Genomic DNA, 23,198 nt, shown 5'->3' on the forward strand with positions numbered 1-23,198 from the left:
ACAGTCTCTGTCCTTCTCTCAGATGATCGTTCCGCCGCCCGCATCGAGCGGCGGATGTGCGTCAGAACTGGCCGGACGGCAGTTTGAAGACGTCGGGTGTCTTCGGATCGGCAAGGTAGAAAAGAAGCAGCCCGTCGGGGGCAAAGGGCTGTGCCGACTGCTTGGGATCGGTTGCCGGTGTCTTGACCCCGTGCAGCATCAGCGCGGTCGTCTTGCCTTCGCTGTCTGCGCCGCGAAACAGCAGGATGCCGTCCTTGACTTCCGCGTTCGCTACAATGGATGCGGGGACGTAGCCGGCGGTCGAGAAATAGTTGCGCAGGGCCTCGCCGTTGGAAAGCAGGCGCTCGGCCGTCATGTCCTTGTCGGTCGCCTTCGACCAGACGACCGTGACCTGAATGAGCTTGTGCGACTTGTAGCCAAGCACATAGGCGACTTCGGCAAGTCCGCCGCCCTCGATGATGTCCGGCACCTTGACGGTCAGCACATCGGTGCGGTCCGTCAGGTTTCGCGACTTCGCGATGTCTTTGGCTGCAATGCCGAAATCCTTGGTGATGGCAGCCCTGACGGCGGCCTCATCCGCGCCGAAAACCGCCGAGCGGAAACCCTTGAGCGACACGGCGGGGGCGGGGGCGGCGGTGCTGCCAGCATCGGGCGGTGTGGCCTGCGAGGCATTTTCGACGGCCATGGCATGGCCCCAGTGGAGCCCCAGACCGAGAGCGAGAACAAGTAATCTATAGGAATAACGCATTGTATTTTACCCTTGGCACGGCGATGTCGCCGGATCGATATTGTCGACTGACCGATACCCGCCGGTTCTGAAGTGCCTTTAGGACGGCAAACCTCGCGCGGCGCGGTGTGCGAATACGAATGTGCCGCCGGCCACCCGGCCATCGGCTTTCAACTTCGCTGCAGCTTTGAAATTTTTACGATTTGCCAGTTTTTGCGGATAGTTCCCAAATCGGAACTGTTGGGGCATCGTTCCAAAAATAGCGCCAGAAAAATCCCGCTTTTCCGGGTTGAAAAACAATCATAACAGGAGGTTAAAGCGCCCGGCGCGCATAGGCTTCAACGGAAGGAGGCGCGGGCGCGGCTCACGGCCAGCTGGTGGCGAGCCTCAGATAGACGGCATAGCGGGGCTGACCATCAACCGCCCTGGCGATGGGAACACCGAAGGACAGGTCGGCGACGAGGTTTTTGGACGCGGTCCAGGAAAGCCCTGCACCGACGGATTCCATCGCGATGGCCTTGGGGAAGGGATTGTAGACTGATCCCCTGTCATAGAACACGAAGGCATCGAGCCCCTGCAGTTGCGGCGCGACAGTATGATGGAGCTCGACACTGAGACTATAGCCGGCGTAGCCGGAGGCGCTGCCGGTGTCGTATCCCCGCACAGACAGGGGCCCGCCGATCTGGAACTGCTGGTCGCCCGTCAGCTGCGTCCGGTTCGCCCACTGTGCCGAACCGTTGACCTTGCCGACAAAGCCGAGCGGCATTTGGACCGTTCCGGCCGCCGACAGATTGGCGCTGGTGAATTGGTAGCGGGAGCCGCCGATATGAAGAAACGCCTGGTTCGTCGAAATGCTGGGCGAGACGCTGAACGCAAGCACCGCGCCGGCATAGCTTGCCGTCAGGCCGGCAGTTTCCTTGATCGTCTCGTTCTGCGCAATGCTGATGCCGGACTGTTCGGACTTCGAGACGCTGCGTCCGACCGACCCGTTGAGCAATAGCGCCCAACTCGGATCGACATAGAGCGGCTGGCTGATGTTGAAGGCCTCGTTCTCGGACGTTCCTGTAATATTCAGGAACTTGTAGTCGCCGCCGACCACCTGGATCTGGCCGTAGCCTGCACTCACACCAAGACGTCCGCCCCATCGGTTGAAGGGGAGGTTATAGGCGAGATTGAAATTGTGATTGCCCTCCGACCCCAGCACGTTGAAGAAGAGCTTATCGTCAATGCCCAGAATGTTGTAGCGCTGGTAGTTGAGGCCGCCTTCCCAGATGCCGGTCGCCTTGCTCCCCTGATTGTCGAAAAACGCCTGCACGGAATCGGTCGGCGGCTCGAGCACCGAGAGTGTGATGTCGGTCAGTCCGAAATCGACACCCGGCTTCAGAGCAGCGCGGATCTGCGCGTTGCTGGAGACGTTGAAACGCGCGACATCGCGCTCGATTGCCGGCACATCCACGACTGCGCCCGGTGCAACATCGACTGCGGACCTGATCCAGCCATCGGACAATATACGATTGCCCTTGACCGCCATCTCACCGAGCTTGCCCTCAACGATGGCGACGTGGAGAACCCCCTGACCCAGATCCTGGGGCGGCAGATAGGCAATCGCCGTGATGAGATTGCGCGCCGCAAATACGTCGTTGACCTTCTTGACGATGGTCTGAAGGTCAGAAATATCGACTTTCCTGCCGACATATGGCGCGGCAATTGCCTGAAGCTCTGCCTGCGAAACGAAGCGCGACGCGTCGAAATCGACCCGTTTGAGCGGAAAGGTCACGCCACCCTTCTTGCCCACGTCCTGTTGCGGCCGGGGCGGGCCTTCGAGAGACGGACCTGTTGCTTCTGGCCGGAACAGCTTTTCCACATCCTGCTGTGTTTTCTGGCTCTCAATCGCCGCCCCACCTGCGGTGGGCACCGGTGGCGCGTTTCCAGCGAAGACCGGGGTAAGGCCCGTCATCCAGCCGAAGGCACAAATGCCTATCCATGACCGCAGAGCAAAACGGCCGCAATCGAGTTCACTCGCGTGACCGATTACCTTCCGTTCCTGCACATTGCGGATCAAATCAGGCTTCATGTCTTGATAAAGCCCGGTCCGCGAGTCTGATCAAGTCCATTTGCCGACGTGCGCCGGTCTTTTCAAAGATCTTCTTCAAATATTGCCGGGCACTGCCTTCCGTCACGCCCAGTTTCGCCGCCGCCGATTTGATCTGGTCTCCGCCGACCAGCAACGCGAGCAGTTTCGCGTGCGACGGCGCAAGCCGGAAAAGCCGCTGCAGCGTTTCCTGATCGATGTCCTTCTCCGGAACGTTATGCTCGCTTTGTTGCAGCCTCCTTCGGACGGACAGAGCGCGTGCGATATGGGGCGCAAGCCGCATCAGCATTTCCCGATGCTGCGGCTCGAATTCCCTCGATCTTTCGTCTCGCATGAAGACGGCCGCGCTGACAGTCGTATCGGATTTCGGCAGTTCGACGGTCACGATGCGCGGCGTCTCGGTCGGGAGCGTCGTCATCCTGGGGCGGACGCCACTTTCCAGCACGACGGCATCGGCAGCAAGGAGGGCGGCCAGCGCAGTCAGGAATTCCTGCGTATCGGTCTGCCTGACCGCAGCGGCGTAGACCCCATCGATGGCCTGGTCGACGGCATTTCGATCCAAAGTCTCCATCATCGCATGATGAGTGAGATCGAAGTCCGGTCTCGGGTCGGAACCCTGAAAATTCCGGTAGCTCATCAAACGCACTCCGGTCGCCAAAATTCATGATTTACAGGTGGGAGCGGGCCAATTCGGCAGATCGTATCTTGACAAGGCACGGCTTGGTCGCATTCTGCCAAACGGCAATTGCATGGCGGAAAACTTCTCGTAACTTGGAAAACTGAGAAACTCATCGCATCCGTCCGGTCTGAGGTCAAGAAGAAGTTGCTCAAATAGTTTATATGTGAGAAGCGAAGGCAGCCGCGATGAGTGTGTATGAAGACCTCGTTTTCCGTATTACGGGAATTTTCCTCCAGCATGGCTGCGAAGCCATGACCATGAGCGACCTTGCCCGGCATTGCGGAATGACGCGGCGCGGGCTCTACCATCACTTCAGCAGCAAGGACGAGGCGTTTCGCGAGACGATCCGTCTGGGCAACGAACGAACCCGGCACGAGAGCCTTCGGGAAGGCGAAAGGCTGATTGCCGAGGGTGCGGGTCTGCTCGATGTCGTAACGGGCGTACTTGACGTCCGCTATGGGGAAACGCGCCGAACGCTTGCCACCTCGCCGTTCGCACAGGAGGTCAACGACTATGCCTTCCGCATCTGTCGCCCCGTGATGTTCGAAGCGGCCAGGCTCTTTCAGGCCGATTTCGTCACGTTGCTGGCCGGCATGCTCGCAGAGCGCGGGGTCGACCTCAAGGCGGAGATGAAGGTCGAGAGCCTGGTGCAGTTGCTTTGCGACGGTGCGCGGGGCACCAACCAGAGTTTTCATGTGGCGACGCCGGAAAACATCCGCGACCGGTATCGTGAGATGAGCAAGGCCATTCTTTTCGGAACCGTTGCGGACCGCTAACCGCCGCCGGTGCCCGATCCGGCGCCGTGTGGCGGATTCAAAGTTCACACTTCGTCCAACGATCTTTGTCACAATATCCATGGGCTCGGCCGGACCGGAAAACCTGTGTCGGGTTCCTTTTATCTCGGACGGTTCTCAGGCCAGGGCACATCGGCTGTCAAGTCGGCGCAGGCTATCGAGCCGAGCGGCTGCTATCATTCAACTCATTGTTAATCATGAAATATTTATGGAATTAACCTCAGCAACGCAAAGCCCATCGTCCCAAAAGTAGTCGCAGGCGAAAAGCCTCACGCCGGGATTAAACTTGAGCTGAAGCGCACCTCGATCGCTTCGAAGGCCTCTTCAATCAATGCCAGCTTCCGGACCTGATAGGCCTCGTATTCTTCCCGGAATTCGGTCGATAGCCACAGGGTGGAGCGGCCCCGGCGGCCGGTCCAGCCAAGGAAACCCTGTTCCTCTGCAACGCGCAGTTTGCGCGCCAGATGCGTGTGGGAAAGCATCGCGGCTTCCGCCATCTCCGAGATGGATGTCACGTTCGTCAAAAGCCGTGTGGCATCGCTCGCGGCTGGCTGAAGGCGGGAGATGAGGCAATCCATGATGTAGCCTCCTTCGTTCAACCAGGTGAAATGTGCGAACGCACCCTTCGGAACGCGCATGGATTCCGAGGCGATCAACGCGTCAGCCACGGCGGGCTGCAGGATGGAAACCGCGCCGGGAGTCTGCTGAAACTGGCTGCTACGCGTCCCGCCGTCAAAATTGTCGAGGACAGCCAGATGCACGAGAAGCCACATCGCAATACCGGCAACCGTGGCCTCGGGGAGGGTGATCAGGCGGATCTTGCCCTTTTTCTCAGGCGAGCGCTCCACGACCGTTCCGTATTTGCGCATTTCCAGCATGAAGGCATGCGCCGTGTTGCGCGCGGCAATCTGGTCGGCTTCGATCTTGTCGAGAAACAGCCCGCTATATGCCGCCGGCCCGTCGCCGGTCATATCGCGGAAACAGATGGCCATCCCCGCCTGCGCCATCAGCCAGCGTTGCTGTGTGCTGAAAACCGTTCCGCCGCGCGGATCGGCGGCATGGAGTTCGACAAAGGTGCCAGCCAATTGCTTGATGATTGCCTGCCTGCGCGAATGGGACATCATTTGGTCGAAGGTCAAACTCACCTTGTCGTCCTTTGCATAACCTTAGCCTGGACATTTCCAGCAAGCGCCTTTGTGAGCGCCGCGTCCTCAATCCAACAGAAAATTACACATGTTCATTAAAACTGTGCAATACGCGCCGCCCATACTCGGTTCGAATGCTATCCAGGAAGATATCTTTGAGCCGACTCGCTGATAATCGGCTCGCAATCCGTGTCTATGGACGAGGAGCAGGTCGCTGAAGGCTCGATCAACAATCGGGCCACATTCTCGTGGTGCCAGAAAGGCCGGGAGAACGACGCTTTCGGCATGCTTCCGGAAGATAGGCACACTCCTATCCGCTGACCGCGGCACGCCGCCACCGATTTTACCCCAGATACCAAACATGGCCGTTTGAAGCGCGTCAGCGGCGTTGCGTCCGGTTAGCGTGAAATCAAAAGGAGAGTTTCCAGTGATGCGGTTTTCAGTGCTCCCGCATCGGGATCCGTGCGCCCTTTCCGGCAGCTGGTTGCGCCTCTGCTGAGGTTTGGGCTGACGCGTGCGAGAATCTATCTTTACAAAATTTTGAAAATCTGTGAAGTAACCAGCTGAGACCACATGGGATATCGCCGTGACTGCACAACGCTTCGCCACCCGCCTCAATTCCTTTGGCTCCGCCGCGCATCTCGCCTGGCCGGACCACAAGGGCAAGCCGACGATCATGATGATGGCCGAGCGCGCCGCCACCGTGAAGGGGCTGACCGATCTCGACCTAAACTATCCCGATCATGTGTCGGAGGATCCGGCAGGCCTTGCGCGGCGGCTGGGCGATCTGGGCCTGAGCGTCAACGGTTTTGCGATGCGCTACTATACCAACCCCGCCTTCAAGCTCGGCGCATTCACGAACCCCGATCCGGCGGTGCGGCGCGAGGCGATCGATCTGACGAAAAGGGGCATTGATGCGGCGCGCGCCGCCGGGAGCCATCTGATGACGCTGTGGATGGGTCAGGACGGTTTCGACTATGCCTTCCAGGTGGATTACAAGCAGGCGTGGGATTACGAGGTTGAGGGAATTCGTGAAGTTTGCGCCCATGATGCAGAGTGCCTGATCTCCATCGAGTACAAGCCGAACGAGCCGCGCTCCTACAGCCTTCTGCCCGATTGTGCGACGACGCTTCTGGCGATCCGTGAGGTAGGGGCTGCCAATCTTGGCGTGACGCTGGATTTTGCCCATGTTCTCTATGCCGACGAGCAGCCGGCCTTTGCCGCGGCGCTGGTGGCGCGCCATTCCCGCCTTCTCGGCGTCCATCTCAACGACGGCTATGCCAAGCGCGATGACGGGCTGATGGTGGGTGCGGTGCATGCCCAGCAGACCGTCGAGCTTCTGTGCCAGATCCGCCGCGACGGCTATGACGGGGCGATCTATTTCGATACGTTCCCGGACTTCACCGGGCTCGATCCCGTGCGGGAATGCGAGGTGAATATTGCGACAGTGAAGCGCATGCTCCACGTGGTCAACCGGCTGGAGGCCGACAATCGCCTGTCGGATGCGCTGGCGCGGCAGGATGCCGTCGCCTCGCAGGGCATCCTTCAGAGCCTGATGCTGGGTTGAGCGAAATCGTGAGGCAGAGTGTATGAGCTTCGACAGCGACCCGAGAGCCGTCGGCCCGCGCATCCGTATGATGATGCCGATGCTGACGCCGCTGGAGGCCAAGGTTGTCGAAACCGTCTTCGCGCTCAGCGACTTTTCCGAGGAGACGGCGCTGAAGGATCTGGCTGATCTCGCCGGTGTGTCCGAGGCCATGGTGGTGAAGATCGCCAAGAAGCTTGGCTTTGCCGGCTATCGCGCCTTCCGGAAGGGCGTGGTGCGCTACAATCGCCTGCCGACCGCCGAAATGCATCGAGAAGTCTCGCCACAGGACACCTCGCGCGACATCGTTGAGAAAGTGTTCCGCACGTCGATGCAGGCGCTGGAGGAAACGCTGGCCATTCTCGACTATGAGGCCTTCGACCGCGCGGCCGATCTTCTGGTGCGCGCCAAGCACCGGGATTTCTATGGGCTGGGCGGCTCGGCGCAGATTGCCCGCGACGCGGCGCACAAGTTTCTGCGCATCGGGGTAAGGGCAAGCGTCTGTGACGACACGCACATGATGATGATGTCGGCGGCACTTCTCGACCCGCGCGACGCGGTTGTCGCCTTCTCGCATTCCGGCAACAGCACATCGGTGATCGAGGCGGCGCAGCTGGCGCGGCGCAACGGCGCGCGGGTGATCGCGATCACCAATTACGGCACTTCGGCGCTCGCCAAATCCGCCGACATCGTGCTCTGCTCGACCGCACAGGGATCGCCGCTGATGGGCGAGAATGCCGCAGCGCGCATCGCGCAGCTCAACATTCTGGACGCGCTGTTCGTCGTCGTCGCCCAGCGCGACTATGCCTCGGCCGAACGCAATCTCGACCGCACCATGTCGGCGGTCACCTCCAAACGCAAAGACAAAACCTGATGGCTTCCACACCGCGCGTCACCGTCTTCGGCAGTCTGCACTATGATATAGCCGTCAATGGCCCGGCGCGGCCGCGCAAGGGCGAGACGGTGACGGGCACCTCCTGGTATCCGAAATGCGGCGGCAAGGGTGGCAATCAGGCCGTGTCGGCGGCCCGCGCCGGCGCGCGCACGGAGATGATCGGCGCGGTGGCGGATGACGATTTCGGCCGGACGCTGATCGCCAATCTCTCCACCAAAGGGGTCGGCCATGCCCATGTGCGGCGCAATGCTGCGCGCTCAACCGGCATGAGCGTGGCGATTTTTGATGCGGACGGCGACTATGGCGCGGTCATCGTCTCAGGTGCCAACCTGACGCTGGGTGACGAAGATGCGGAGGCCGCGCGGGCGCTGCTGGAAGAGACGGCCATCCTCGTGCTGCAAAACGAAATCCCCGATGCGGCCAATGTGGCGGCTGCGCGCGCCGTGCGCGCCGCAGGCGGCCAAGTGTTGCTCAATGCCGCTCCGGCGCGCGTGCTTTCGGATGATCTCAAAGGGCTAGTCGATATTCTGGTGGTCAATGCCATCGAGGCGGAGATGCTTTCGGGCGTCGACGTGGTGGAAACGCTCGACGGCGCGCTTCAGGCCGCGCGGTTGCTGGCGAGGTCCTGGCCGCATGTCGTGGTGACGGCGGGGGGCGCTGGGGTCGCCTATGCGAGCGGGCAGGGCGCCGCGCTGACGATCGATCCGATCCGCATCACGGTGGCCAGCACCCACGGCGCGGGCGATGAATTCATAGGCATGTTCGCCGCGTCGCTGACGCGCGGGCTGGGCTTTGCCGAAGCGCTCCATCTCGCCAACCGGGCGGCGGCAAAGCTGGTGAGCACGCCGGAAGATGAGCGGGTCTGAGCGTGGCGACTGCGCGAAACCGGCAACGAATCCCGTGATCTTTACGAGTTTTCGGTTTTAGATTTTCTAACAAATCCCCTGAATATTCTAAATTGAGCTAACGTCTTTCGCCTCCTACACTTCTCTCCATAGGCCGCTTGGGAGGCGGCCGGAGAGGCATGGTGGTCGCCATGCTGTCTGGAGGAGGCCAATCGGCAAACCGATCCATGCCTGCCGTGTCCGATGGGGCGCGCGGGCGGATTTCGATTGCGACGCTTTCCCCGGCGCTCTTTTAAAACTTCCCCTGCCGAGGATGCTTTACATGAACCTTTACTCTCTTCTTTCTCAGCGCGCCGCCAACGGCCGCCCCGTCCGCGTCGGTCTCATCGGCGCCGGTAAGTTTGGCTCGATGGTGCTGGCCCAGGCCCAGCGCATTGCGGGCTTCCACATGGTGGGCGTGGCCGATCTCGATGTTGGCAAGGCGCGTGAATCTTTCGCCCGCGTCGGCTGGCCGAAGGAGCGCTATGCGGCTTCCAGCTGCGGCGACGCGGTCAAGAACGGCACGACCTTCGTGACCGGCAGCGCCCAAGACCTCTTCGACTGCGACGAGATCGAATGCATCATCGAAGCGACCGGCCATCCGATCGCCGGCACGCGCCATGCGCTCGGCGCCATTGAAAGCCGCAAGCATGTCATCATGGTCAATGTCGAAGCCGACGTCATGGTTGGCCCGATCCTCGCCGAAAAGGCCCGCAAGGCCGGCGTCATCTACTCCATGGCTTATGGCGACCAGCCGGCCCTGATTTGCGAACTCGTCGACTGGGCCCGCGCCACGGGCTTTGAAATCACCTCTGCCGGCAAGGGCATGAACTTCGAGCCGCGCTACCGCTACTCGACGCCGGACACGGTCTGGGGTCTTTTCGGCTGGACGGAAGAGCAGGTCGCGGCGGATAACCTCAACCCGAAGCTCTACAATTCCTTCACCGACGGCACCAAGGCTGCCATCGAAATGGCTGCCGTCGCCAACGGCACGGGCCTCGATTGCCCGGATAACGGTCTGGCTTTCCCACCGGCCGGCCTGCATGACCTTGCCCGTGTGTTCCGCCCCGTCGCCGATGGCGGCCGCATGGACCGTTCCGGCCTCGTCGATATCGCCGCCAGCCAGGAGCCGGATGGCCGCGAAGTGTTCAACAACATCCGCTACGGCGTGTTCGTGACCTTCAAGGCGCATAACGAATATGCGCGCGCCTGCTTCAAGCAGTATGGCCTGCTCACCGACCCGTCGGGCTGGTATGCTTCCATGTGGCGTCCGTTCCACATCATCGGACTGGAAACCTCGGTCAGCGTTCTCTCCGCCACGCTCCGCAACGAACCGACCGGTTGCTCCAAGGAGTTCCGCGGCGATGCTGTCGCCACCGCCAAGAAGGATATGCAGCCGGGCGAAATGCTCGACGGCGAAGGCGGCTATGCTGTCTGGGCCAACGCCATTCCGGCAACCCGCAGCCTTGACCTCAAGGCCCTGCCGATCGGCCTCGCCCACAATGTGAAGCTGAAGCGTCCGATCAAGAAGGACCAGATTGTGTCCTTCGATGACGTCGAGATCGTCAACGACCTCGACGTGGTGAAGGTGCGCCAGGACATGGAGCAGAACTTCCGCCCGACCAAGATCGCAGCGGAATGAGGGGGATGGGCATGACCAACCAAGCCTTCGTTGTCATTGCCGAGTTTCAGGTCAAGCCGGGCATGATGGCAGAATTTCTGGCGGCGGCGCGTGACGACGCCGCCCATTCGGTGGCCGACGAACCCGGGTGCCGGCAATTCGATGTTATCTGCCCGCAAGGGGAGACCGACACGGTTGTGTTCTATGAGGTCTATGACGACCGGGCCGCTTTCGACGCCCATCTGGAGACCCCGCATCTGGATCGCTTCCGCAAGGCGTTTCCAGCCCTTATTGTCGAGGAACGGCCGGTTCGCTTCAGCACCCGCCAGCATCCTTGAGGAGAGGGCAATGACGAAGCCGGACACGGCAAGCCATATCGCGGTGATCGGCACGGGCATCATGGGGGGGCCGATGGCCTCCCGGCTTGCCCAGGCGGGTTTCGCGGTCAAGGCCTGGAACAGAACAACAGAAAAGGCGTCGGCTCTGGAAGGAGCCGGCGTCGCTGTCGCATCGAACGTGGCTGAGGCGGTAGCAGGGGCGGGTGTCGTTATCTGCATGCTCTCTTCCGGCCCGGTCTGCGAAGAGGTGCTGGCTGCACAAGGCGGCGCGCTCGACCATATGAAGGCGGGCGCAACGCTCGTCGTCATGAGTTCGATCCCCGTCGAAACGGCCGTCGCCATTTCCAAGGCCGCAGCGGACAAGGGGATCGCCTGCGTCGACGCCCCGGTTTCCGGCGGCGAGAAGGGTGCCAAGGAAGGCACGCTCGCCATCATGGCAGGCGGCGAGGCGGAGACCGTTGCGGCGCTGGCGGATGTCTTCGCGCCGATGGGTCGCGTGACCCATGTCGGCCCGTCCGGCAGTGGGGCGCTGACCAAGCTCGCCAACCAGCTCATTGTCGCGACGACGATCTGCGCGGTGGCGGAAGCGCTCACGCTGGCTGAAAGCGGCGGGGCGGATCCGGCCAAGGTACGCGAGGCGCTACTGGGCGGCTTTGCCGATTCCACCATCTTCCGCCAGCATGGCCTGCGGATGGTCGAGGGGAATTTCCAACCCGGCGGTCCGGCCAAGTATCAGCTCAAGGACACGTCCACGGCGATGGATTTCGCGAGAAGCCGCGGCCTGACGCTGCCCGTGAGCCTCGAAGTCGACAAGCTCTTCCGCGCCATGGTGGAAAACGGCGACGGCGATCTCGACCACAGCGGCGTCATCCTCGAACTGCGCCGCATGAACATGCTGACATAAAAAGCCTGCATCGCTGAAGAATTGACCCCCGAGCCATCCTCCCGGCCTCGGGGGTTTTCTTTTTCTATTTCGGCGTGACGTATCTATTTCCGCTCCTGTTGGGCCTCCAGCACCCATGCCTCTGGCAGACGATCCCGCAATGCCTGCCCGATGATTGTCGCAAGATGGGCGCTGATCTGATGATCCGGCTTGCCCAGACCGAGAAGGCTGAGACCGAGCGAAGGCAAGCTCGGAAGATTATAGTCGCCAGCGTCCAATATCTGCACACCGGAAGGGCGTCCGAAGGGTGTGCGAAGCGCGATTCCAAGCCCGGCGGCCGTGGCGGCCCAAAGCCCGCCCAGACTGGGGCTGACGAAGGCAATGCGCCAGGCGATGCCGGCGCGATCGAGATAGTTGCATGCGAGCGTGCGAAGCAGACACGGCGCTTCCAGCACGGCAAGCGGCAGTGGTTCGCCTCCACCTGCCTGCCACAACGGGTCCTCTTCTGCAGGACCAAGCCAGCAAAGCGGCAGCGACGCGATGCGTTCAGCATCCGGTGCAGTGCCGTCATCCCAGGCAAGCGCCAGATCAAGATGGCCCGATGCGATCTTCTCCTTCAACTCGATATTCCGGCCAATACGGCCCTCTATACGGACCTTGGGATGCGCGCGCGCGAAACGACCGAGCACATGGGGCAGGAGGTTTTCGCCGAAATCTTCCTGAATGCCGAGCCGAATCCATCCCTCGAGTTTGGGGCTTTGAACGGCGTTGACCGCCTCGTCGTTGAGTTTCAAAATCCGATGGGCATAAGAAAGAAGTGCTTCCCCGCCGTCCGTCAGAGCCAAACCGCGCCCCGATCGCCGCACCAGCGCCGTGCCCGTCTGATCTTCCAGCTTCTTGAGCTGAGCGCTGATCGCAGATGTCGAACGACCCAACCGATCCGCTGCCTGCGCAAAGGAACCGGCATCAATGCCGGTCACAAAACTGCGCAGGGCGTCCATATCGAGATTGGTGAGGCGCATGGAAACTATCCTGAAAAACAGGATATTTAATCCTGAATAATCCGATTATCAGGATGATGATGCCGCGCCATACTGTGACTGTCAATTGTCTTTGATGGAGCACAGAAATGCCTTTCACGCGAATTTCCCTGCTGACCGGCAAACCGGCGGACTATCTTGCCGCTGTTGCCGATGCGCTGGACCGGGCCCTTGTCGATTGTTTCGAAGTTCCCGAGAAGGATCGCTTCGTCGCGATCCATCAGCACCGGCCGGAGGAACTGATCTTTGACAGGACCTATCGCGCCGGTTTGCGTACGGACGATTACATCTTCTTCCACATCACGACCGGCAAGGCGCGGTCGACTGAGACGAAAGCGTTGTTCTACCGCAGGCTGGTCGAGAACCTGGCGGCGTCTCCGGGTGTCAGGCCGGATGATGTTATGGTCGCCATTGTCAATTCAACCGGCGAGGACTGGTCCTTTGCCTCTGGCTTGTCGGCCGCAGTCTCCATCGGGGAGGGGGCGTGATGGGAAGTGCCTTTGACATGCAGGCGAGCTGCCCGTCGTCCATGACGATCCTTCGTGCCGGCGAAGGGATCGTGGCTGCACCTTCAGGGGTCTCAAGCGGCGCATTTCTCGTCCAGCCGCTGCTATCGAGCCGGAGGGAGGGCGAAATGACGGCGATGCGCGCCTTTGTTCCGCCGGGTGTCTGCACCCATTGGCATAGCCATCCGCGCGGCCAGCTTCTCTTTGTGACCGAGGGTGTGGGCTTCGTTCAGCGGGAGGGTAGCGAGCCGATCGAAATTCGCGCCGGCGACGCCGTTTGGTTTGCGCCCGGCGAGCGCCATTGGCACGGGGCCGCCCCCACCTGTCCTTTCCACTATCTCAGCGTTCAACCCGTGATGAACGGCGCCGCAGTCGAATGGTTCGGCCCGGTGGAACAGGAAGGCGTTCAGCGATGATCGCGATGCAGTACAGTTTCACCTTTGCGTCTTCGCGCGGGCCATCCTTGGCTGATACCGTGCCCCCCACCAACAGAGAATGCCCGGCCGGGGCCGGGCACTTCCAGGGAGGAACCATGAGCGGGCGCTTGGCCCGCCACTGTGTTCCGCGACCTCAATAGGTCACAGGAACATGGTGGAGAGCGACGGCACCAGAGCCAGGACGAGGATGCCGGCGAAGAGCGCGGCCAGATAGACCCAGATCCTGCGCATCCCGGCTTCCGGCGGCACGTGGCCGATGATGCAGGCGGCGTAATAGCAGAGGCCGAAGGGCGGAGCGAAGAGGCCGAGACCCATCGAGAGCACCACGACGATGCTGTAATGCACCTCGTTGATCCCGAACTGATGCGCGATCGGGAAGAGCAGCGGTCCGAACAGCACGATCGCCGGAATGCCCTCGAGCAGACTGCCGAGCACGATGAAGGCGACGACGGAGATCAGCATGAAGCCGGTCTTGCCGCCGGGAACCGCCGCCATGGCCTGCGCCAGCACATGCGAGAAGCCCGATTGTGTCAGCGCCCACGACATGGCGCTGGCCGCGCCCACGATGAACAGGATCGCACCCGAAAGCGAGGCGGTGCGCGCCAGCATGGGCAGAACCCTGTTCCATGTGAGCCCGCCGCGATAGACGAGGAGGCCGAGAACCAGCGCATAGGCGATGCCGATGGTCGAGACTTCCGTGGCGGTTGCGACACCTTCCACCACCGCCGAGCGGATGAGGAAGGGCAGGATGAGCGCCGGCACGGCGGTGACGAGCGCCTTCATGACGACGGAACGCGGCGCGCGCGTCACCTCGATCTGGCCCGGTTCCCGCGCCGCGCGGTAGCGGGCGACGATGGCCAGAACCAGTGCGAGCAGGATGGCTGGGAAGATGCCTGCGGTGAAGAGCGCTGCAATCGAGACGCCCGTGCTCGATGCAATCGCGATGAGCACGATGGAGGGCGGAATGGTCTCGCTCATCACGCCGGCAGCGGCGAGAAGCGAAAGGAGTTCGCCTTCCGGCATGCCGCGGCGGCGCATTTCCGGGAAGAGAACCGGGGCCACGGCCGCCATGTCGGCGGTCTTGGAGCCCGAAATGCCCGAAACCAGAACCATGGCACCGAGAAGCACATAGGACATGCCCGCCTTGGTATGGCCGAGCAGCGAGGCGAGGAAGTTCACCATGACCTTGGCCATGCCGGTGACTTCCACCAGCTGGCCGAGCAGCACGAAAAGCGGGATCGCCAGAAGAATGAGCCCGCTCATGCCCTCATCCATGCGGCCGATGATGATCGTCAGCGGCGTGGATGTGGTGGCCAGAAGATAGGACGTGGTCGCCAGCGCGAAGGAGAAGGCGATGGGCACGCCGGACAGGACGCCGATGCAGAGCAGACCGACGAAGAAGATCACGAGCGACCAGTTGCCGATGGCGGCAAAGAGCGGCATCGCGACATAGAGGCCCGTGCCCACCACGACGAAGATGGCCAGCACGGCGGCAATGTCCTTGGGCGCATGGCGGGCCAGCTTGAGCAGGCAGACCAGAATGGCGAAGGCGAAGCCGACCGGCACGGCGAGCGCACGCACCATGCCCGACCAGCCAAGGGCCGGAAGCTCGACGTAGCTCTGGTCTTCGGCATACAGGATGGAGGCGTGCATCAGCATGGCGAAGAGGGCGCACATGGCGCCGACGGCCAGAGTTTCGCACCACGCCTGCGCACGCGGCGACAGGTTGTCGACCACGAAGGTGAGGCGCATATGCTCGCCGCGCATGAGGGCGACGACCGAGCCGAACATGGCAAGCCAGATGAAGAGAATGGAGGCAAGCTCGTCCGACCAGATGAGCGGACGGTGCAGAACGCGGAACGCGATGCCCGTGAAGAGAAGGATCACTTCCGCAGCGACAAGCGCTGCGGCCGTGATCTCGACAAGAAGCCGGACGGCGGATTCGACGGTCTCAAGCCGCGTCCCGCCACCGGCAAGGAGAGCAGCGCCCCCCTCCCGGCCTTCGGCCTGATGATGGGCCGGGCTGCTCATGTGAGATCACCGGTGATGCTTTCCAGCGCCTTCCACGCATCCGCACCCAGCTTTTCCTTCCAGGTCTTGTAGAAGCCGCTGTCGCTCAGCGCCTTGCGGAAAGCCGGCTTGTCGGCGGTCTCGAAGGTGAGGCCCGCCGTCACGAGCTTGTCCTTGAGCGTGCCGTTGAGCTTCACGACATCGTCGCGCTGTTCCTGCGAGGCGCGGTCGAACTCCTTGCGCACCAGTTCCTGAAGGTCGGTCGGCAGACTGGAAACGGAGCGGCGGTTGCCGACGAGCCAGAAGGGGTCCCAGATGTGGTTGGTTTCGGAGACGTATTTCTGCACTTCGTAGAGCTTGCCGGAATCGATCGCCACAAGGCCGTTTTCCTGGCCGTCGACGAGCTTGGTCTGCAGGGCCGTGTAAAGCTCATTGAAGTTGATCGAAGTCGGGCTGGCGCCGAGCGAGGAGAAGAGCGACGTGAAGATCGGCGAGACGGGAACGCGGATGCGATAGTCCTTCAGGTCCTGCGGCGTCTTGATCGGCTTCGAGGCGGATGTGATCTGGCGGAAGCTGTTGTCGGAGGCCTTGGAGACCAGCATCAGGCCGGCCTTTTCGATCTGGCCGCGGACATATTCGCCGACCACGCCGTCGACGCCCTTCCAGGCATGGTCATAATCGGCAAAGGCAAAGCCGACATTGGTGACGGCCGCGCCCGGTGCCACGGTCGAGATGACCGAGCCGGCGATGTTGAGGAAATCGATGCCGCCGGCGCGAACCTGGGTGATCAGATCGGTGTCCGAGCCAAGCTGGCTGGCGGGGAAGAACTTGAGTTCGATCCTGCCGCCGGACGCGGCCTGGATCCGCTCGCAGGCCTGCTGAAGCCGCGCATTGATCGGCTGCGTGATCGACTGGCCGGTGGCGACCTTCATGCTGAATTCTGCGGCGGACGCGCGCTTGGTCAGAATGCCGAAAACCGGCACGGCGGCGCTGGCCACCAGAAAACTGCGCCTGGACAGGCCAGATGCGATTTGTGTGTTCGATTTCGAGTCCATAGATCCTCCCATTGCCGGGGTGAAACCGCCGGCATTCCTACTGTCACCTCGACCGGACCTGTCCGGCAAATGATGGTGATGATGATTCACAAAGGCCCATCGATACGAAGCTCGTCCGCGTCGATCCCCGAGGGCCACCTCCTCCGGAGTGAAAACCCGTTTTCACTCGCAAGAGAACGTTACGGATCAGGGTTTTGAAGATCAATTCATTTATCTTGGAGTTTTTTTTAGAAAAACTTAAAAATCGCTCCCTGCGCACTTGGAGGCGCGCATCTTCCGGAAAACGCCCTCCAAGTTTTTGAAATAAAAAGCTTCTTCGGCTTCATGCAGCGATGGAAAATGCCCGGCGCAGACATCGGGCGGACATGCAGGGTCGGCTGACGGGTCTCGGGCGAGCCGCCTCAGAGCCGGTAGATGCGCTCGGCGTTGCCGTGGCGGATCCGGTTGCGGTCTTCACCCGACAGGAAGAGCAGGGAGGCCTCGAACGTATCGAAAAGACGACGCGGTTTCGAGAAGAGAAGATCGACCGGCAGGTTGGTTCCGAACATCGTGCGCTCCGGCCCGAACACCCGGATGACGGCCTGAAGCAGCGGGATCGTGTCGGCCTTCGACCAGTGCGGATGGCCGAGGCCGAAGCCGGACAGCTTGACGCTGACATTGTCGGTGAGCGCCAGCCGTTCGAGCGCGGCCGCCCAATGACGCAGCGCCGAGGGGGATCGGTCGATGGGCATGCCGAAATGGTTCAGCACGATCTCGGTCTGCGGGAAATCCTGCGCCAGTTCGAGCGCCATTTCCATCTGCGGCCAGTAAAGCTGCAGGTCGAACGAGAGGTTGCGCGCGGCAAGCTCCCCAAAGCCGCGCCGCCAGTCCGGCTGTTCCATGAGATCGGGGTGGGATGCGACCTGAAGAGCCGGGTTCTCGTGCCAGTTCAGGATCTGGCGGATGCCGCGAAATTGCGGGAATGTGCCATGCGCATCGAGCGTTGCGCCAATGTCCGGGCTCGACAGGTCGGCATAGCCGACTATGGCCATGTCGAGGCCATCTGCCTCAATGAGCGAGGAGAGCCAGCGGGTTTCGCCCACCGGATCGTCCGCCCGCCAGCCGTTCTGCACGTGGACCGATTTGCGGACCGGCCAGCCCGACACGATTTCCCGGTATTCGAGAGGCAAGAAGTTCCGGCGGATCGCCGAGAGATCGCCTTCGAGCGCCGGCGGCCGGGAGGGGTTCAGCCACGGGTATTCATAGGTCTCGATGTCCTGAAAGTGATGATGGGCATCGACGAGGTAGTTTTCCGTCTCTTCCGTCATCGGCGGGGCCGCGTCAGCTGGTCGGCCAGAACGGCGAGGATGACCACGAAGCCGGAGGCGACATATTGCCAGAAGGAGGGCACGTTCATCAGCGTCAGCCCGTTCTGCAACGCGCCGAGCGTGACAGCGCCGATCAGCGAGCCGAAGGGATTGCCGACGCCGCCGAAGAGGCTTGCGCCGCCGATGACGGCGGAGCCGATGGCCTGAAGCTCGAAGCCCTGGCCGCCAATGGGTTCGGCCGCGCCGATGCGGGCAATGAGGATGAAGCCGGCGATGCTCGAAAGCAGGCCTGACAGCGTGTAGACGATGACCTTGACCGTCTCGACATTGATGCCGGAGAGGCGTGCGGCTTCCTCATTGCCGCCGCTGGCGACGATGCGCTCGCCCAGGCCGGTGAAGGCGACCATGACATAGGCGATGGCAGCGATGGCGACGGCGAAGACGACCGGGGTCGGCACGCCGAGCAGCTGGCCGGCAAAGAGATCCCGGAAACTGTCCGGCAGGCCGTAGATCGGCTGGCCGTTCGTGTAGATGAGGGCCGCGCCACGGAAGATGCTGAGCGTGCCGAGCGTCACGATGAAGTCCGGCAGCTTGAGCTTGGCGATCAGGATGCCGTTGACGAAGCCGCAGACGAGACCGACGCCGAGCCCGGCGAGAATGCCGACGGCCACGCCCTGGTTGGCCATGTCGGCGGCGACCATGCTGGACAGGCCGACGATGGAGCCGACCGAAAGATCGATGCCCTTGGTCATGATGACCAGCGTCATGCCGACCGCAATCACCGCATTGATCGAGGATTGCAGCAGGATGTCGAGCAGGTTGGCCGGCTGGTAGAAGCTGCTGGTCAGCGCCGAAAAGACGATGAAGAGGGCAACGCAGCCGGAGAGCACGCTCGCCTTGCGGGCAAATTCGCCCTGCTTGAGCAGGTTGAAGACCCCGCGCTTGTTTGCCTGTGTCATTGCGGGCGCTCCCATGGTTTCACTCTTGGACATTCTGTGTCTCCCCCGCCATCTTTCCGAGCAGATATTCTTCCGTCATGCCTTCGCCATTGGCTTCGATGGAGAACACACGGCCTTTGTTCATGGTGGCGATGCGGTCGCTGAGCAACAGCACCTCCGGCAGTTCCGACGAGACGACGATGATGGCAGCCCCCTTGGCGGCCAGATCGCGCAGCAGTGCGTACATCTCGGCCTTGGCGCCGACATCGATGCCGCGCGTCGGCTCGTCGAACAGCAGCACACGCGCCTGCGTCTGGAGCCAGCGGGCAATCACGACCTTCTGCTGGTTGCCGCCCGAGAGATTGCCGAGCGGCAGGCGAATATCGCCGGGCTTGATGCCCATCTCCTTGACATAGTTGCGGATCGCCGCCTTGCGCTCGGCGGCTTTCGTGAAACCGAAGAGGGAAAAGCGCTTCTGGTTGGCGAGGCCGAAATTGCCCTCGATGCTCATCATCGGAATGATGGCCTTGCCGCGCCGGTCTTCCGGAATGTAGGCGATGCCGCATTCGATGGCGTCGTTGGAGTTGCCGATGCGGGCGGGCGCGCCGCCGACATGGATCTCGCCTCTGGTCACTGGGTCGATGCCGAAAATGGCGCGCAGCGTGGCCGAGCGGCCGGAGCCGACAAGGCCGGCAAGGCCGAGAATTTCGCCTGCGCGGACACTGAGCGAAATATCGGCGATACGCTTGGTCGAAACGTGCTTCAGTTCCAGCATGACCGGTCCGGTGGCGCTCACCGCATTGTGGCCCTGGCGCATGACCGCACCGAGTTGGCGGCCGGTGATCATTTCGTTGATGGCCTGATCGTCGTGGCGGGCGACCTGATCGCAGAGGATGACCTTGCCGTCGCGCAGGATGGTGATCGTGTCACAGATGGCGCGGATTTCATCCATGCGGTGGGAAATGTAGATGATGGCCTTGCCGGCGGCCTTCAGGCTGCGAATGACGGCAAAGAGATTGTCGCGCTCGTTGGGCGTGAGGCTCGAGGTCGGCTCGTCGAAGGCGATGATCTCGCCACCCTTGGCGAGTGTCCGGGCGATTTCGACGAGCTGGCGGTCGGCCATGCCGAGCCGGTCGACCTGTGCCGTCACATCGATATGCGGTGCGAGTTCCGACAGAATGCGCGCGGCGCGCTGACGCAGTTCGGCGCGCGGAATGAGGCCAAGCGCGCCGGTTGCGCCGAGAAACATGTTCTGCGCGACGTCGAGCTGTGGGACGAGATTGAGTTCCTGGCTGACGAGGCCGATGCCGAGCGAGAGGGCGTGGCGCGGATCGACAATGCGGACCATGCCGTGGCGGCCATGCTCGATCGTGCCGGAATCCGGCTGCACGAGTCCGAAGACGACCTTCATCAGCGTGGACTTGCCCGCACCGTTTTCGCCGAGCAGCCCATGCACCGAGCCGCCTTCGAGCGTCAGGTTGACGCCTTTCAGGACATGGTTGAGGCCGTAACGCTTCTCGATGTTCAGAAGCTGCAACAGCGGTGCCGCAGTGCCGGTATGACGCGCCTCAGCGGCGGCCGATTGTTGAGATGCGGACATCGCGTCCTCCAAAGCCTTGTCGTGTGCAGGCGCGGCCAAGACCGCGCCTGACAGGATGAATACCTTACTTGGCGGCGACCGGATCGGGGAACTTGGCGACATTGTCGCTGGTGATGACGGCCTGCGGCGAGACGACCCAGACCGGCACTTCCTGGCAACCGATCAGGCGCAGCGCGACCTGAACGCCGAGCTGGCCTTCCTCGAAGGGGAATTCGGCAACCGTGGCCGCCATTTCCTTCGCGCCGACCGACTTCTTGGCTTCGCGGATGCCGTCGGTACCGACGACGGCGACCTTGTCGAGCGAGCTGCCCTTGCGCACCGCTTCGACGACGCCGAGCGCCATGCCGTCATTGTTGGCATAGACGCCGACGAGGTCCGGGTTCTGGCGCAGGATGTTGCTGGTGGCGTTGAGCGCCACGAGGCGGTCCCAGTTGCCCGGCTGCGAGGCGACGAGCTTCAGCTTCGGATATTTCTTCAGGCCGTCTTCGAAGCCCTTGATGCGGGCGCGCGCATTCGGCGAACCGGCGGCACCTTCGATCTGGGCGACCTTGCCGCCATCCTTGAAACGCTCGCCGAGATAGTCGGCCGCCTTGCCGCCGATGGCGACCTGGTCGGTGCCGATATAGCTGCTGGCACCGTCTGTCTTCGCATCGTCAATGATGATCGTCGGGATATTGGCGGCGCGCGCCGCCTTGATCACGGGGGCAAGGTTGGAGTCGGACTGCGGCGACAGAAGCAGCGCGTCCGGCTTCTGCGACAGCATGGTCTGCGCCAGGTTGAGCTGCTCGATCATCGAGGACTCGTCCTTGGCGGCCTGCACGTCGACCTTGATATTGTATTTGCCGGCCTCGTTCTTCACGCCGGCGGCGACATCCTGCCAGAATTCGTTGATCAGCGTCTTCGTCACATAGGCGAAGCGCAATTCCTTGGCCGGCTTCGGCACGGCACCGAAGGTCTTTTCCAGATCGGCGGACTCGACCTTCTCCAGCTTGGCCTTCGGATAGGCAGAGCATTGTTCGGCAGCAAAGGTGGTGCCGGCGGCGATCAGCGAAGCAGCCGATGCGGCGAGCAGAATCGTGGTGGTGTTCAATGTCATGATGATATCCTCCCGTAAGAAGCGCCGGTGAGCGAAATGCTGCCCCGCTTCATGTTATTCCTCCAAGGTGCCGTCTCCTCCACGAGAGGGCAGCCTTCCGCCATTCCGGACCGCGTAGGCCCGAAAGGTTAAGGGAGCGTAAGAAAGCGATTGCTTAGAAGCAATTTAGAACTACTGTGATTTCGTTTAGGTCTGCTAAATAGACGGAGCACTTCCAAAAGGCTTTTATCAAGGTGGGAGGACTACATCTTGCAGTTGCCGATCCGAAGTATCCTTGTCTTTCATGCCGCTGCCCGCTCGGGCAGCATATCAAAAGCCGCCGATGAACTGAGCGTAACGCCGTCTGCCGTCACGCAGCAAATCCAGTCGCTGGAGCTGCAGCTGGGCGTCACGCTGATGAACAAGATGGGGCGCGGTATTGTGCTCACCGAAGCCGGCGAGCGCTATTTCGAGATGATCGCCGACGAGATCGAGCGGATTTCGGATGCGACCAACACGATCCGCGGCCACCGCACGGTGACGACGCTCAATATCCGCGCCACGCCGACGCTGTCCAACAAGTGGCTTCTGCCAAGGCTGAAATCCTTTCTCGACGCGCATCCGGAAATCGAGCTGCGCGTTGACGGAACCAACGAGCCGACCGATTTCAACCGCGAACTTGTCGATGTGGAAATCCGCCACGGCGACGGGCGCTGGCCGGGACTTTTCGTCGAGGGACTTGCGGAGGAGACCTTCATTCCCGTGTGCTCGCCGCAGTTTGCGGGCATCGGCAGTCTCCAGCCCGGGGACGTGACGAACCACCGCCTCATTCATTCGGTGAAGTCGCAGGCGCAATGGCCGCGCTGGCTCAAGGAAGCCGGTGTCGCGCATGATTTCCGCTGCCGGCGCGTCCTGTTCGACCGCAGCCACATGGCGATCGACGCTGCCTGCGACGGCATCGGTATCGCGCTCGAAAGCGAGCTGATGATGTGGAAGGAACTCTCCGAGGGGCGGCTCATCTGTCCCGTCGCCAACCCGCATCGCATTGCGCTGACCACGCAATGGATCGTCTGCCCGCGCGATCATCTGCGGCACAGGAAGGTCAAGATCTTTCTCGACTGGGTGCGGGCCGAGCGCAATGCCTGGATGGCGCGGACCGGCGAAAGGCCCTGGATCGCCTGACCGGCCCGATATCGCCGCCGGCCCTTCCCGTGGCGGGTGACGGAAACCGTTTCCGGTTGCCGTCGCCAAACGCCTCAGTGAATGTGCGAACCACCGTTCATATCGACTTCCGTCCCCGTGCAATAGGCGGAGAGTTCGGAGGCCGGGAACAGGGCGCAGCCCGCCACATCCGAGGCTCCGCCGGCGTGCGCGGATGCTGCGGCAATGATCCCGTCAGCGGCCACGAAAAGGTGGCACGTCAAAGACTTCGTGATTTCCTCCCAAAACAGACAGACCCCTCCGTGGGTCGATCGTGATAATGCAGGCGGCGTGGCAGCACGGGAGAATGACGCATTTGGAATAGCAAAGTACTGTGATAAAATGAATTTTGTGAGAGTGGTTAAGCTCGATTTTGAGAATTTTCAC

At 61.9% G+C, this 23,198-nt stretch carries 22 protein-coding genes; 10 read left to right on the top strand and 12 right to left on the bottom strand.

Annotated elements, in window-relative coordinates:
* Positions 1–61: 61 nt before the first annotated feature.
* The 3 genes from ABID16_RS22835 to ABID16_RS22845 form a co-directional block, all read right to left on the bottom strand.
* A complete protein-coding gene (locus ABID16_RS22835) occupies positions 62–748 on the bottom strand; it encodes a hypothetical protein (RefSeq protein ID WP_354558688.1) in 687 nt (228 codons plus the stop codon).
* A 343-nt stretch (positions 749–1,091) separates the two neighbouring features.
* Positions 1,092–2,801, bottom strand: coding sequence for a ShlB/FhaC/HecB family hemolysin secretion/activation protein (locus ABID16_RS22840; RefSeq protein WP_354558689.1), 1,710 nt, complete (start codon positions 2,799–2,801; stop codon positions 1,092–1,094).
* Complete coding sequence (locus ABID16_RS22845; RefSeq protein WP_354558690.1) at positions 2,791–3,456, bottom strand: helix-turn-helix transcriptional regulator; 666 nt, start codon at positions 3,454–3,456, stop codon at positions 2,791–2,793. Before ABID16_RS22845 ends, ABID16_RS22840 begins: the two co-directional genes overlap by 11 nt.
* 227 nt (positions 3,457–3,683) lie before the next feature.
* Between ABID16_RS22845 and ABID16_RS22850 the strand changes: the two genes are divergently transcribed.
* On the top strand, positions 3,684–4,274 hold the full coding sequence (locus ABID16_RS22850) for a TetR/AcrR family transcriptional regulator (RefSeq protein WP_354558691.1): 591 nt from the start codon (positions 3,684–3,686) through the stop codon (positions 4,272–4,274).
* Between the two features lie 287 nt (positions 4,275–4,561).
* On the opposite strand, the gene ABID16_RS22855 is transcribed toward ABID16_RS22850, so the two are convergent.
* Entirely contained in the window at positions 4,562–5,437 is an 876-nt protein-coding gene (locus ABID16_RS22855) for a hypothetical protein (protein ID WP_354558692.1), read from the bottom strand.
* Positions 5,438–6,023: 586 nt separating this feature from the next.
* On the opposite strand from ABID16_RS22855, the gene ABID16_RS22860 reads away from it, so the two are divergent.
* The 6 genes from ABID16_RS22860 (at position 6,024) to ABID16_RS22885 (ending at position 11,664) form a co-directional block, all read left to right on the top strand.
* The gene (locus tag ABID16_RS22860) at positions 6,024–7,004 is read left to right on the top strand and encodes a sugar phosphate isomerase/epimerase family protein (protein ID WP_354558693.1); all 981 of its coding nucleotides are present in this window, start codon (positions 6,024–6,026) and stop codon (positions 7,002–7,004) included.
* Positions 7,005–7,026: 22 nt separating this feature from the next.
* The gene (locus ABID16_RS22865) at positions 7,027–7,896 is read left to right on the top strand and encodes a MurR/RpiR family transcriptional regulator (RefSeq protein ID WP_354558694.1); all 870 of its coding nucleotides are present in this window, start codon (positions 7,027–7,029) and stop codon (positions 7,894–7,896) included.
* A complete protein-coding gene (locus tag ABID16_RS22870) occupies positions 7,896–8,783 on the top strand; it encodes a ribokinase (protein WP_354558695.1) in 888 nt (295 codons plus the stop codon). Before ABID16_RS22865 ends, ABID16_RS22870 begins: the two co-directional genes overlap by 1 nt.
* Positions 8,784–9,084: 301 nt before the next feature.
* Positions 9,085–10,443: an NAD(P)H-dependent oxidoreductase gene (locus ABID16_RS22875; protein WP_354558696.1), complete on the top strand. Its 1,359-nt coding sequence runs from the start codon at positions 9,085–9,087 to the stop codon at positions 10,441–10,443.
* Positions 10,444–10,454: 11 nt separating this feature from the next.
* A complete protein-coding gene (locus ABID16_RS22880) occupies positions 10,455–10,760 on the top strand; it encodes a putative quinol monooxygenase (protein ID WP_354558697.1) in 306 nt (101 codons plus the stop codon).
* Positions 10,761–10,770: 10 nt separating this feature from the next.
* Positions 10,771–11,664 (top strand): NAD(P)-dependent oxidoreductase, encoded by an 894-nt coding sequence (locus ABID16_RS22885; RefSeq protein ID WP_354558698.1) that lies wholly within the window; start codon positions 10,771–10,773, stop codon positions 11,662–11,664.
* A gap of 83 nt (positions 11,665–11,747) precedes the next feature.
* On the opposite strand, the gene ABID16_RS22890 is transcribed toward ABID16_RS22885, so the two are convergent.
* Positions 11,748–12,665, bottom strand: coding sequence for a LysR substrate-binding domain-containing protein (locus tag ABID16_RS22890; protein WP_354558699.1), 918 nt, complete (start codon positions 12,663–12,665; stop codon positions 11,748–11,750).
* Between the two features lie 107 nt (positions 12,666–12,772).
* Between ABID16_RS22890 and ABID16_RS22895 the strand changes: the two genes are divergently transcribed.
* Positions 12,773–13,171 carry a tautomerase family protein gene (locus ABID16_RS22895; protein ID WP_354558700.1) on the top strand — a complete coding sequence of 133 codons (399 nt, stop codon included), beginning with the start codon at positions 12,773–12,775 and terminating at the stop codon, positions 13,169–13,171.
* Positions 13,171–13,605 carry a cupin domain-containing protein gene (locus ABID16_RS22900; protein WP_354558701.1) on the top strand — a complete coding sequence of 145 codons (435 nt, stop codon included), beginning with the start codon at positions 13,171–13,173 and terminating at the stop codon, positions 13,603–13,605. The genes ABID16_RS22895 and ABID16_RS22900 overlap by 1 nt, the downstream gene beginning before the upstream one ends.
* Before the next feature lie 162 nt (positions 13,606–13,767).
* On the opposite strand, the gene ABID16_RS22905 is transcribed toward ABID16_RS22900, so the two are convergent.
* From ABID16_RS22905 to ABID16_RS22930, 6 genes are all read right to left on the bottom strand, one after another.
* Positions 13,768–15,657 (bottom strand): TRAP transporter large permease, encoded by a 1,890-nt coding sequence (locus tag ABID16_RS22905; RefSeq protein WP_354558702.1) that lies wholly within the window; start codon positions 15,655–15,657, stop codon positions 13,768–13,770.
* Positions 15,654–16,691: a TRAP transporter substrate-binding protein gene (locus tag ABID16_RS22910; RefSeq protein ID WP_354558703.1), complete on the bottom strand. Its 1,038-nt coding sequence runs from the start codon at positions 16,689–16,691 to the stop codon at positions 15,654–15,656. The genes ABID16_RS22905 and ABID16_RS22910 overlap by 4 nt, the downstream gene beginning before the upstream one ends.
* Positions 16,692–17,092: 401 nt before the next feature.
* Entirely contained in the window at positions 17,093–17,998 is a 906-nt protein-coding gene (locus tag ABID16_RS22915; protein ID WP_354558704.1) for an amidohydrolase family protein, read from the bottom strand.
* Positions 17,995–18,990, bottom strand: a complete 996-nt coding sequence (locus tag ABID16_RS22920) for an ABC transporter permease (RefSeq protein ID WP_354558705.1) — start codon at positions 18,988–18,990, stop codon at positions 17,995–17,997. The genes ABID16_RS22915 and ABID16_RS22920 overlap by 4 nt, the downstream gene beginning before the upstream one ends.
* Positions 18,977–20,536, bottom strand: a complete 1,560-nt coding sequence (locus tag ABID16_RS22925; protein WP_354558706.1) for a sugar ABC transporter ATP-binding protein — start codon at positions 20,534–20,536, stop codon at positions 18,977–18,979. Before ABID16_RS22925 ends, ABID16_RS22920 begins: the two co-directional genes overlap by 14 nt.
* A gap of 64 nt (positions 20,537–20,600) precedes the next feature.
* Positions 20,601–21,632: a sugar ABC transporter substrate-binding protein gene (locus tag ABID16_RS22930; RefSeq protein ID WP_354558707.1), complete on the bottom strand. Its 1,032-nt coding sequence runs from the start codon at positions 21,630–21,632 to the stop codon at positions 20,601–20,603.
* Between the two features lie 249 nt (positions 21,633–21,881).
* Between ABID16_RS22930 and ABID16_RS22935 the strand changes: the two genes are divergently transcribed.
* Entirely contained in the window at positions 21,882–22,793 is a 912-nt protein-coding gene (locus ABID16_RS22935; protein ID WP_354558708.1) for a LysR substrate-binding domain-containing protein, read from the top strand.
* A 74-nt stretch (positions 22,794–22,867) separates the two neighbouring features.
* On the opposite strand, the gene ABID16_RS23630 is transcribed toward ABID16_RS22935, so the two are convergent.
* Positions 22,868–23,035: a hypothetical protein gene (locus ABID16_RS23630; RefSeq protein ID WP_435532470.1), complete on the bottom strand. Its 168-nt coding sequence runs from the start codon at positions 23,033–23,035 to the stop codon at positions 22,868–22,870.
* Positions 23,036–23,198: the final 163 nt, after the last annotated feature.

The organism is Limnomicrobium aquaticum, assembly GCF_040545545.1.
Classification (GTDB): Bacteria; Pseudomonadota; Alphaproteobacteria; order Rhizobiales; family Rhizobiaceae; genus Ensifer_A; species Ensifer_A aquaticum.

Excerpts from the sequence above, each read along its gene's own strand:
- ABID16_RS22835 (WP_354558688.1), bottom strand. The coding sequence starts at position 748 with ATGCGTTATTCCTATAGATTACTTGTTCTCGCTCTCGGTCTGGGGCTC.
- ABID16_RS22840 (WP_354558689.1), bottom strand. The coding sequence starts at position 2,801 with ATGAAGCCTGATTTGATCCGCAATGTGCAGGAACGGAAGGTAATCGGT.
- ABID16_RS22845 (WP_354558690.1), bottom strand. The coding sequence starts at position 3,456 with ATGAGCTACCGGAATTTTCAGGGTTCCGACCCGAGACCGGACTTCGAT.
- ABID16_RS22850 (WP_354558691.1), top strand. The coding sequence starts at position 3,684 with ATGAGTGTGTATGAAGACCTCGTTTTCCGTATTACGGGAATTTTCCTC.
- ABID16_RS22865 (WP_354558694.1), top strand. The coding sequence starts at position 7,027 with ATGAGCTTCGACAGCGACCCGAGAGCCGTCGGCCCGCGCATCCGTATG.
- ABID16_RS22870 (WP_354558695.1), top strand. The coding sequence starts at position 7,896 with ATGGCTTCCACACCGCGCGTCACCGTCTTCGGCAGTCTGCACTATGAT.
- ABID16_RS22875 (WP_354558696.1), top strand. The coding sequence starts at position 9,085 with ATGAACCTTTACTCTCTTCTTTCTCAGCGCGCCGCCAACGGCCGCCCC.
- ABID16_RS22880 (WP_354558697.1), top strand. The coding sequence starts at position 10,455 with ATGACCAACCAAGCCTTCGTTGTCATTGCCGAGTTTCAGGTCAAGCCG.
- ABID16_RS22885 (WP_354558698.1), top strand. The coding sequence starts at position 10,771 with ATGACGAAGCCGGACACGGCAAGCCATATCGCGGTGATCGGCACGGGC.
- ABID16_RS22890 (WP_354558699.1), bottom strand. The coding sequence starts at position 12,665 with ATGCGCCTCACCAATCTCGATATGGACGCCCTGCGCAGTTTTGTGACC.
- ABID16_RS22895 (WP_354558700.1), top strand. The coding sequence starts at position 12,773 with ATGCCTTTCACGCGAATTTCCCTGCTGACCGGCAAACCGGCGGACTAT.
- ABID16_RS22900 (WP_354558701.1), top strand. The coding sequence starts at position 13,171 with ATGGGAAGTGCCTTTGACATGCAGGCGAGCTGCCCGTCGTCCATGACG.
- ABID16_RS22905 (WP_354558702.1), bottom strand. The coding sequence starts at position 15,657 with ATGAGCAGCCCGGCCCATCATCAGGCCGAAGGCCGGGAGGGGGGCGCT.
- ABID16_RS22910 (WP_354558703.1), bottom strand. The coding sequence starts at position 16,691 with ATGGACTCGAAATCGAACACACAAATCGCATCTGGCCTGTCCAGGCGC.
- ABID16_RS22915 (WP_354558704.1), bottom strand. The coding sequence starts at position 17,998 with ATGACGGAAGAGACGGAAAACTACCTCGTCGATGCCCATCATCACTTT.
- ABID16_RS22920 (WP_354558705.1), bottom strand. The coding sequence starts at position 18,990 with ATGTCCAAGAGTGAAACCATGGGAGCGCCCGCAATGACACAGGCAAAC.
- ABID16_RS22925 (WP_354558706.1), bottom strand. The coding sequence starts at position 20,536 with ATGTCCGCATCTCAACAATCGGCCGCCGCTGAGGCGCGTCATACCGGC.
- ABID16_RS22930 (WP_354558707.1), bottom strand. The coding sequence starts at position 21,632 with ATGACATTGAACACCACCACGATTCTGCTCGCCGCATCGGCTGCTTCG.